The 10186-nt window shown below is 55.4% G+C and carries 11 protein-coding genes; 10 read left to right on the top strand and 1 reads right to left on the bottom strand.

Annotated elements, in window-relative coordinates; genetic code table 11:
- The 10 genes from pcaF to AC13C0_RS17430 form a co-directional block, all read left to right on the top strand.
- Positions 1–1095, top strand: a 1095-nt coding sequence (gene pcaF / locus AC13C0_RS17475) for a 3-oxoadipyl-CoA thiolase (protein WP_482954777.1), incomplete at its 5' end; no start/stop codon positions are given.
- Positions 1096–1119: 24 nt separating this feature from the next.
- On the top strand, positions 1120–1908 hold the full coding sequence (locus AC13C0_RS17470) for an alpha/beta fold hydrolase (RefSeq protein ID WP_482954776.1): 789 nt from the start codon (positions 1120–1122) through the stop codon (positions 1906–1908).
- A gap of 171 nt (positions 1909–2079) precedes the next feature.
- A complete protein-coding gene (locus AC13C0_RS17465; RefSeq protein ID WP_482954775.1) occupies positions 2080–3003 on the top strand; it encodes a methyl-accepting chemotaxis protein in 924 nt (307 codons plus the stop codon).
- A 176-nt stretch (positions 3004–3179) separates the two neighbouring features.
- Positions 3180–4355 carry an ABC transporter substrate-binding protein gene (locus AC13C0_RS17460; protein ID WP_482954774.1) on the top strand — a complete coding sequence of 392 codons (1176 nt, stop codon included), beginning with the start codon at positions 3180–3182 and terminating at the stop codon, positions 4353–4355.
- Positions 4356–4455: 100 nt separating this feature from the next.
- Positions 4456–5319 carry a branched-chain amino acid ABC transporter permease gene (locus AC13C0_RS17455; protein WP_482954773.1) on the top strand — a complete coding sequence of 288 codons (864 nt, stop codon included), beginning with the start codon at positions 4456–4458 and terminating at the stop codon, positions 5317–5319.
- A 13-nt stretch (positions 5320–5332) separates the two neighbouring features.
- The gene (locus tag AC13C0_RS17450; protein WP_482954772.1) at positions 5333–6289 is read left to right on the top strand and encodes a branched-chain amino acid ABC transporter permease; all 957 of its coding nucleotides are present in this window, start codon (positions 5333–5335) and stop codon (positions 6287–6289) included.
- A 2-nt stretch (positions 6290–6291) separates the two neighbouring features.
- The gene (locus AC13C0_RS17445) at positions 6292–7062 is read left to right on the top strand and encodes an ABC transporter ATP-binding protein (RefSeq protein WP_482954771.1); all 771 of its coding nucleotides are present in this window, start codon (positions 6292–6294) and stop codon (positions 7060–7062) included.
- Positions 7059–7772, top strand: a complete 714-nt coding sequence (locus tag AC13C0_RS17440) for an ABC transporter ATP-binding protein (protein WP_482954770.1) — start codon at positions 7059–7061, stop codon at positions 7770–7772. The genes AC13C0_RS17445 and AC13C0_RS17440 overlap by 4 nt, the downstream gene beginning before the upstream one ends.
- 95 nt (positions 7773–7867) lie before the next feature.
- The gene (locus AC13C0_RS17435) at positions 7868–8089 is read left to right on the top strand and encodes a hypothetical protein (RefSeq protein WP_482954769.1); all 222 of its coding nucleotides are present in this window, start codon (positions 7868–7870) and stop codon (positions 8087–8089) included.
- A 145-nt stretch (positions 8090–8234) separates the two neighbouring features.
- Complete coding sequence (locus AC13C0_RS17430) at positions 8235–9047, top strand: IclR family transcriptional regulator (RefSeq protein WP_482954768.1); 813 nt, start codon at positions 8235–8237, stop codon at positions 9045–9047.
- Here AC13C0_RS17430 and AC13C0_RS17425 read toward each other — a convergent pair.
- The gene (locus AC13C0_RS17425) at positions 9044–10000 is read right to left on the bottom strand and encodes an AraC family transcriptional regulator (protein WP_482954767.1); all 957 of its coding nucleotides are present in this window, start codon (positions 9998–10000) and stop codon (positions 9044–9046) included. The genes AC13C0_RS17430 and AC13C0_RS17425 overlap by 4 nt on opposite strands.
- Positions 10001–10186 lie beyond the last annotated feature (186 nt).

Raw genomic sequence — 10186 nt, 5'->3', positions numbered from 1 at the left:
GTGCTGGAACAGGCCCCGGAACTGGATCCGGCTGCCATCGACGAAGTGATCATGGGTAACGCCAACCAGGCCGGCGAAGACAATCGCAACGTGGCCCGTATGTCGGCGTTGCTGGCCGGTTTGCCCACCTCCGTACCCGGCGCCACCCTCAACCGGCTGTGCGGTTCCGGCATGGACGCCGTAGGCACAGCCTTTCGCGCCATCCGCGCCGGCGAAATGGAGCTGGTACTGGCCGGCGGCGTGGAGTCCATGTCCCGTGCCCCGTACGTGATGGGCAAGGCCAACAGCGCCTTCTCAAGAAGCCAGAAGATCGAGGACACCACCATTGGCTGGCGCTTTGTGAATCCGCTGATGAAAAAGCAGTACGGCATCGATTCCATGCCGGAAACGGCGGAAAATGTGGCTGAGCAATACAAGGTGTCACGGGAAGAGCAGGACCTGTTTGCGTTCCGCTCTCAGGAAAAAACCGCCAAGGCACAACAGGCAGGCATCTTTGCCGAAGAGATCGTTCCGGTCAGCATCCCGCGCCGCAAGCAGGAGCCGCTGACATTCGATACCGACGAGCATCCCCGGGAAAGCACCCTGGAAAAACTCGCCGCGCTACCGACGCCGTTCCGGGACGGCGGCAGCGTAACCGCCGGCAATGCGTCCGGTGTCAACGACGGCGCCGCCGCCATGCTGGTTGCCAGCGAAAACGCGATTAAAGCCCACAGCCTGAAGCCCATGGCCCGCATCCTCGGCATGGCGACAGCCGGTGTGGAGCCGCGCATCATGGGCATTGGCCCGGTCCCCGCCGTTCGCAAGCTGTTGGACAAGCAGGACATTAACATAGCCGACATTGACGTAATCGAGCTGAACGAAGCTTTCGCCGCACAGGGCCTCGCTGTCCTGCGTGAACTGGGGGTTGCGGACGACGATCCACGGGTAAACCCGAATGGCGGCGCTATTGCCCTCGGCCACCCGCTGGGCATGTCCGGTGCCCGGCTGCTGATGACCGCAGCCCACCAGCTAAAGCGCACCGGTGGCCGTTACGCCCTGTGCACCATGTGCGTGGGTGTCGGCCAGGGAATTGCTACACTCATCGAACGGGTCTGAGACGACCTGAGTTAAGGAGAGCACATGGCATTTTTGAAACACCAAGGTCGCACTCTCTGTTACCGCCTGCTGGGTGACAGCAGCAAACCGCTGATGGTTTTAGCGCACCCTCTGGGCATGACCCAGGGAGTGTGGAACGACATGCTGCCAGCGCTCCTTGGCGAATTCCGGGTGCTGACATGGGATCTGCCGGGGCACGGGGCCAGTGCGCCATGGCTTGACGAATCCGACGAAATTACACCGCAAGACCTGGCGGAGGAAGCCATCGCGCTTGCCGCAATTGCAGATGCCGAAAAATTCCACTTTGTCGGCACCTCCATTGGCGGCGCTATTGGCCAGCAACTCATCAGCCGGCATTCTGAAAGGCTGGTTTCCGCCACGCTCACGAACACCGGCGCCGTGATCGGCACACCCGAGGCGTGGAATACCCGCTCCGCCGATGTCCTGGAACTGGGCCTGAGCACCATGGCGGAGAATATCGTGCCACGTTGGTTTGGCGCCGCCGCCTGCGATCAACAGCCGGCCCTGATAGAGGGCTGGCGTGTGATCATGGGGCGCGGTGATGACCGCAGTTATGCCCTACTGTGTGAAATGCTGGGGCGTGTCGATTTCCGCGAGCAACTCCAAGAGCACAGTGTACCGCTCCGATTGGTTGGCGGTTCCGACGACGTTGCCACACCACCGGAAACCCTCAAGGCACTGGCCCAGCTCAGTGGCGTTTCCGATCCGGTGATTCTGGAACAAGTCGGCCACGTACCTTCGGTGGAGTGCCCGGAAACGTTCAGCCAGATGCTACTCGATAACCTGGCCTGAGCGTCAATCCAGAAGCCAGGCGCCGTTTTCTCCGGTCTGGCTTCTACGTCTGCTCTCCAAGCCCGTATTTCAGAATACGGACAAACTTCTGCACTCTTCGGATAGGTTCATCCTGGAAAATGCCTTAGCGTTTCCCCACGATGCGACCCCTTGCCCTCCGAGAACAGAACCATGGACAACACCTCCACATTCGAACAAAAAACCACTGAATCCGGATCTTCCAAAACCCCGGTTTACGGAGCACTGATTCTGGCAATCGCAAGCGCCGCCGCATTGCTCATCATGGCGGACGGACCAGTCCATGCCACGGTTGCGACCATCACTGTCGGCCTGGCCGCACTCTCACTCGCGCTGAGCGTCAGAGTGCAGCCAACCATTGTCACGATCCAGGAGCAAGCGCCGGAGCCGGAACCCGCACTTGAACCAGTCCTGGACCTGCCAAACACTCCGCCAGCACCGGAAACGCCCGATTTAGTGCTGATCAGTCACCTGGATGATCTGCGTAACAATGTAGACGTGATTCTTGAGGAAATGGACGAGGCCGGCAAACTCGCCAAGGCGTCCGGCGCCAAAGTGACCCAAAGCGCCAACTGCATTTCTGGATCCGAGGCCTCCATCCGCGAACTGGCTGAGTTCATGGGCCGCATTGATGACGTCTTCACCCAATTAGGCAAACAGTCCGAGGAAATCGGCAGCATCGTTAGCAACATTCAGGACATCGCCAAACAGACCAACCTGCTGGCGCTGAATGCCTCCATTGAGGCTGCCCGCGCGGGAGAGCACGGTCGCGGCTTTGCGGTGGTTGCCGATGAAGTGCGCCACCTGGCCGTGCGAGCCAACGAATCCAGTGAGGGCATACGCGACATCGCCAACAACCTGAACGCAACCTCCGTGGAGGCGGGTAACAGCATGGATAAAATCCGCGAGTCGTGTGACCAATGCCTGAACCAGTCGGGCGAAGCCCTGCAGGCGATGAAAGATATCCAGGCCGGGGCGGTTGCGCGCATGAAAGTGGTCCAGGGAATAACCGAACGGTTGCAGGTGCAGAGCAAACTCACCCTAAAACTTTATAGCGATCTTGGCGCGAATAGCTGAAACTTTGTTGCCGGCACTCCAATTCTTCGCACTTTTTTAGCGGCCAACCGCCTGAATTTCAACGTTCTGTGGATATCGCTGCAATCACCGGACACCCCTGTGCAGAAAATGGATATTTCTGCCGCCCCTTCACGCCTCTAATGACAGAACCCACAACAACAATCTGAGGTGTTGAAATGAGCAGGATCAAAACGCTTGCCGGTGCTGTACTGGCAACCACCCTTACCGCAGGGCTCTCTACCTCCGCCCTGGCGGCCGCCGGTGATCCGGTGAAAATCGGTGTCATGCTGCCGTTCAGCGGCATTTACGCACAACTTGGCGAAGCGGGCCGCGATGGCCTGAAGCTGGCGCTGAAAGAACATGCCGAAAAGCTGCACGGCTCCAGAGTTGAATACATTGAGCTGGATACTGAAGCCAAGCCATCAAGGGCGCCGGAACTAGCCTCCTCTCTGCTGAACCAGCACAAGGCAGATTTCGTTGTCGGCCCCGTCCACTCCGGAGTTGCCATGGGCATGATCAAGATGCTGCGAAACAAAGACACCATCATGATCATTCCTAACGCCGGCTCTGCCGCGGCGACCGGTCCGCTGTGTTCTCCCAACGTATTCCGCACCTCCTTCTCGTCCTGGCAGCCATCTTATCCCATGGGCAAAGTGGCGCTCGATAAAGGCTACAAGAAGGTATATTCGATCAGTTGGAACTACGGCATGGGCCGCGAGAGCCTGGACGCCTTCGCCGAATCGTTCGAAGCGGGCGGCGGTGAGATTGTCGAGAAGGTACTGCTGCCGTTCCCGTCCACCAACTTCCAGTCCCACGTCAGCGATATTGCCGACGAAAACCCGGACGCCGTATTCACCTTCTTCGCCGGCGGCGGCGCTATCAAGTTCGTGAAGGATTACGATGCCATGGGCCTGCGCGGTAAAATCCCACTTCTCGGTTCCGGCTTTCTCACGGAAGGCACCCTGGCAGCCCAAGGGTCAGCCGCTGAAGGCGTCATGACCGGCCTGCACTACGCAGAACAGCTGGACGTACCGAAGAACCAGGAATTCCGCGAAGCCTTCAACACCGAATACGGCCATTACCCGGACATCTATGCCGTGCAGGGTTACGACGCCGGACAGGCCATTGCCAATACCATCAATCAGCTGAAGGGCGACATTTCGGACAAGCAGGCCGTTATCAGCACGATGGAGAAGCTGACCATAGACAGCCCGCGCGGGGAATTCACCTTCTCCAGGGCTCACAACCCGATCCAGAACATTTACCTGCGGGAAGTAAAAGATGGCGTGAACGTAGTGCAGAGCGTGGCTGCCGAAGCACTGGAAGACCCCGCCCGTGGCTGCAAGCTCTGAGCATGGGCTCCGCCAATTCCCCCGGCGACAGCCGGGGGCTTCCCCAAAGCTGCCTGCCCGCCCCTGAACTGACTTCTCCGTAAAACCGTTGGGTATCACTATGTCTACCGAACTTTTCTTCGTGCAACTTATTAATGGTCTCCAATATGGGTTGCTTCTGTTTCTGATCGCCTCCGGCCTGACCCTGGTGTTCGGCGTCATGGGCATTCTTAACTTGGCACATGGCTCCATGTACATGGTGGGGGCCTATCTGGTTTGGTACTTCGTGACCGTGACCGGCAGCTTTACGGTGTCAGCCATTCTTTCAGCAGTGATCGCGCTTGGTTTGGGCATCCTTATTGAACGGGTGCTGATTCAGCGGCTCTACAACCGTAACCACTTGGATCAGGTGCTGCTGACCATCGGTATGATCTTCGTATTCAACTCCCTGCAAAGTATTCTTTGGGGCAACGACCCCTATGGCGTTGCGGTTCCAGATGCGCTTAGCGGCTCCGTGCCCTTCACTGACAACTCCAGTTACCCGGTGTATCGCATCTTCGCGGCACTGGTCTGCATTGTCATCGCCGCTGCACTGTATTTCGTGGTTAGCAAAACCCGCCTGGGCATGCTGATTCGCGCAGGTGAGTCCAACCGGGAAATGGTGGAAGCCCTCGGCGTAAATATCAAAAGCCTTTATACCATTGTGTTCGCCATCGGCGTCATGCTGGCCGCTGTCTCGGGCATTATTGCCGCTCCCATGCGTTCCATCGTCCCGGGAATGGGGGAGAGTGTGCTAATCACCTCTTTCGTGGTGGTGGTTATCGGCGGTATGGGCTCTATTAAGGGCGCCTTCGTAGGCGCTCTGCTGGTCGGCGTTATCGGTACATTTGCTGCGGTGTTGATGCCCACCATGTCCAACATGATTATCTATATCTTTATGATCCTGGTGCTTCTGGTGAAGCCCCAGGGCCTGTTCGCCAAGTAAGCGGGAGCCGAGCATGATTTTTGAGAAACGCACCGAGCGTATTTTCCTGGCGATCTTCTTTATCATCGCCCTTTTTATCCCCCTGTTCCTGGAAGACAACCCCTTCTTCGTGGGGAAGGCCACCACCATCCTTATTCTGGCAGTGTTCGTGATGTCACTGGATTTCCTGGTTGGGCGCGTTGGCCTGGTCACTCTAGGGCACGCACTTTTCTATGGTCTTGGGGGCTATCTGTTTGCGATCCTCACGCCCGAGTATGAAGCAGTCAACTTCTGGATCTACGCCCTGTATATCCTGGGAATCAGCGCCCTGATTGCGCTGGTTGTTGGCGTTGTGGTTCTGCGCACCTCGGGCATCTACTTCATCATGATCACCCTGGCCATATCACAGATGGTCTACTACTTCTTCTTCGACTCTCTGGAGTTTGGGGGCAACGACGGCCTGTTCATTTTCATGAAACCGGAGACCAGCATCTTTGGCCTAAGTTTTCTGAATCTGGACAACTCATCGCACTTCTATTATCTGTCCCTGCTGGCTGTTCTTATTACCCTGCTGGTCATCAAGATCATCCTGCGCTCCCGCTTTGGCCGTATTGTGGAAGCCAGCCGCCTGAACCCGGAGCGAACCGAGGCCCTCGGTTACAACATTTTCGCGTTCCGCCTGATCAGCTACATCATCGGAAGCACCCTGGCGGCCTATGCCGGCTTACTGTTTGCCCTGCAATACGGCTATGTGAACCCGCAATTCATGACTTGGGAAATGTCTGGTACCGCACTGGTAATGTCCATCCTTGGCGGCATGGGCACCATCTACGGGGCCATTCTCGGCACCATCACCTACGAGGGTCTGCAGTATTTCTTCGAACACATGAGCGACGACTGGATGCTGTTTATGGGCGGCGCCATCATCCTCATGGTCCTGCTGCTGCGCAAAGGCCTGGCCGGTTATCTTGAAAAGCTGCTGGAGAAATAGTCATGGCCAACAATATCATTCTGGAAACTGAATCCCTCAGCAAACACTGGGGTGGCATCAAGGCACTCGACGACATATCACTTCAGTTCTGCGACAGACAACTACACGGAGTGGTAGGGCCGAACGGTGCTGGTAAGAGCACCTTGCTCAACATGCTATGCGGAACCCTTCAACCCACTAGCGGTTGCATCCTGCACAAAGGCCAACAAATCGAGGGTATGAAACCCTGGAAATTCGTTCGACGCGGCATCGGTCGCAGTTTTCAAAAAACCAACATCTATGCCGATGTCACCTGCCTGGAAAACTGTGCTGTAGCAGCCCAACGCCGCTTCACCGGCAGTTTCAATCTGTTTGTTTCACGTCATGCCAACAAGCTGGTGCGGGAAGCTGCTGAAAAAGCACTGCATCAAGTGGGACTTTCTGATCGCATCAGCACCATTGCAGCGGAAATTTCCTATGGCGAACAGCGCCAGCTGGAGTTGGCTATGGTGCTGGCAACTGATCCCTGCATTCTGCTGCTGGACGAACCCATGGCCGGCATGGGACACGAAGAATCCCAGCGCATCATTGAACTGTTGAACGAGCTCAAGAAAACCTACTGCATCGTGCTGGTGGAGCACGATATGGATGCCGTCTTCGAACTGTCGGACCAGCTCACGGTTCTGGATAACGGCACCCACCTGATCACCGGAACAGTGGATGAAGTGCGCAACGAACCGCGGGTAAAAGAGGCCTACCTGGGTAAAGAAGACGAGGAGGAGGAAGCCGCATGAGCACAAGCCTTCTGGAAGTGAAGAACGTCAACACTCTGTATGGCCGAAGCCACATCCTCCACGATCTCTCTTTTTGCCTTGAAAAAGGCCAGTCTATGAGCCTAATGGGCCGAAATGGTATGGGCAAAACGACCACTCTGAAGTCGATCCTGGGCATCGTGCCGCCACGCAGTGGCCATGTGTACTTTGACGGTGAGGACTTCAGCAAGCTGCCGACCTGGAAACGTATGCGCCGGGGCATTGCCTACGTGCCGGAAGGTCGGGGTATGTTCCATAACCTGACAGTAAAAGAACACCTACAAATGGCGGCACGCCCCGGTAGTAACGGGGAAATCGGCTGGGACTATGATAGGGTACTGGAGACCTTTCCTCGACTCCAGGAGCGTCTGTCCAATCTCGGCACAGAGCTTTCCGGTGGCGAACAGCAAATGCTGGCAATCGGCCGTGCACTGGTCACCAATCCCCGCCTGATGATTTTGGATGAGGCCACGGAGGGTTTGGCGCCACTAATTCGCCAGGACATCTGGAGCGTGATTGCCACCATCCGCGAATCCGGCATTTCGACCCTCATCGTGGATAAAAACATCAAAGCTCTAAAGAAGCTGTGTGACCGCCATGTCGTTATTGTCAAAGGACATGTTCACTTTGACGGCAGCTCTGAAGAGCTCGACCAGAACCTGGAAAAGGTCGAAACCGCACTCAGCGTCTAAATGTACAAAAAACGGATAGGGATGTTCATTAACAGGATATTTGACCCGGGCTGAATAAAGGATAGTTCAAGTGCCAAACAACAAGGGGAAGGCGCATGAACTATCGTAACTCACTAGTGGCGCTGATAATTGTTTCCGGCCTCAGCGCCGCTCCCGCGACCCACGCACTCGAACTCGGCGAGTTCAACGACACCAACAATGAAGCTCAGCGCGTAAACTTGATCTACAACATCACGCGGAACCTGGAAGCTGGAATAGAGTGGCGCGCATACAACTTGCGCCTTCGGCCTACTGCTGCCGGAAGGCCAGCAGGTTGAAGTTATGGCCAAGTATAGATTCAGATCCGGACTCTCAGAATTGGTATCCTTGCCAACAAACCGCAAGACAGGCGCCCGCCGTCTCCAGGGCGCCTGTCTTGCGCTAGTACACGGCAGCACCACTCATTTGAAAACGGTAACTTCCATGGCAGAAGAAAGTCCAAAGCGGCAGGGAATTGGTTCGCTGGAAATCGGATTGCATATCCTCAACTACATTTCAGTGGCGCCCAGACCACCTACCCTCAAGGAGCTATCGGGAGCCCTGAACCTTTCACCCAGCCGAGCCCATAAGTACCTAGTCAGTCTGTTGAGAGAGGGATACATCAATCAGGTGAACCACACTCAGTACACCCTGGGCAATTCCAGTCTGACCCTTGGCATTTCCGCTCTCCGGCGTATCAACCCCATTCAATTGAGTTACGAGGCCGTTGACCGGCTCAATGAGGACACCGACAAAACCGTGTCCGTCACCGTCTGGAACGGAAATGGCCCGCTGGTAATCAAGTGGCTAGATTCAAGCCTGCCCATCTCAGTCAACGTTCGGCTGGGAGCCGAACTGTCGCCGCTAAACTCCGCCTCCGGAAGAATCTACCTGGCTCATCTACCAGCGAAGCGACGAAAGGAACTGGTGGACCAGTATTACAAGAACTCGCGGTCATTGCCCAAGCACTGTGGTAAACCTATCACCCGGGAAGAGTTGCAGCCTCACTTGGCAGCCATTAAACAGGATAACTATTGCGCCTTTTTCAGCGATTACCTGCCCGAAATCAATGTGCTGAGCAGGCCCGTGTTTGACATCAACGGAAGTATTGTCACCGTCATCACACTCTTGGGTCTGGAGCGGGACACCGACATAAGCGAAGGCTCACTGTTATTTGAGCAGGTCAGGGAATGCAGTGATCGGGTAACGAGGCAGATCTGCGGTCAACAGAGGGGGGGGGGAAATGGCCGGAATTAACCGGCCATCCGCATGGTCTCAGAGGGCAGCTCACCAAAAGTTTTGCGATAGTCCGACGAAAACCGGCCCAGGTGGCTGAAGCCGTAGTCCAGGGCAATCTCGGTCACGTTTCGGCATTTCCTCTGCAGCAGATCCTCCCGCAACTTCTGAAATTTCAACTGCTTGATGTAACACTTTGGAGTGGTTGCGAATGCCTTGGAAAAGGCATTGTAGATGGACCGCACACTCATGTTGGAGATACTGGAAAGTTCTTCGATATCAATATTGCGATGAACATTCTGTTCAATATAACGGATCATTTTACTTAGTGAGGGCGTACAGAAAGCCCCGTTTTCCTGACATAACCAGTTACTGGGAAACACTTTAAGCAATTTCTTGAGGATGATTTCCCGGTAGGGGCCACAAACCGTACTTATATCCTCGTCTTCAGCGTCATCAAGCTCGGAAAGCACTGCCTCCATGATATTGACCAGTGCCGGACATAGCCGAAGGTCCACGGGGGCCCGATTAAAACGAATGCCATTTTCCGGCAAGCGTCCATGAGCTAGCTCCCGGGCGTTATTCAGTGCAGGTTCCGGAACCTTAATGATCAGCTTTTCGCAATCTTCCGAATACTCCAGGTCAATTTTCTCGTAGGGATTAACCATCACGGCTTGGCCACGGCGAACCTTCATCCGTTCACCCGCCTGATGCCAGATACACTCACCCCTGATAACAACCTGGAAATGGTAAATGGATTCCAACTCGGGACTCATTATTCGAACGCGATTGCCGTAACTAAGTTGTGACAAACCAAACCCGGCAAATTCCCTGAAGCTAAGACTGGACTTCCGTTTCTGCTCTCCCAGCATTTCCAGGCGATGCTGCCCAATGTGCTGATTGACGAACGAAGACACCTCTTCCGGATGTGCCCCCTGAAGGACGGTAGCGCCCACAAGTGGTTGACCAAACATCTCTTGCCTCATTTACTTATTATTAATTCGTTCACTTTAAGTAAATTTGGATGATCATTCAACAACCAATCGAGCGCCGACCCTAACCTATTGATAAGTTTCGGCATTGACCTAGAATTGAAGTGGCATCGGGGCATGTCCCGATACAATAGACGACTGATAGCGTTACATCGACGTAAATTCGAC

The organism is Marinobacter sp. B-21, from assembly GCF_056857895.1.
The sequence above is the reverse complement of the archived record's forward strand: the minus strand, read 5'-3'. Positions and strand labels throughout refer to the sequence as shown.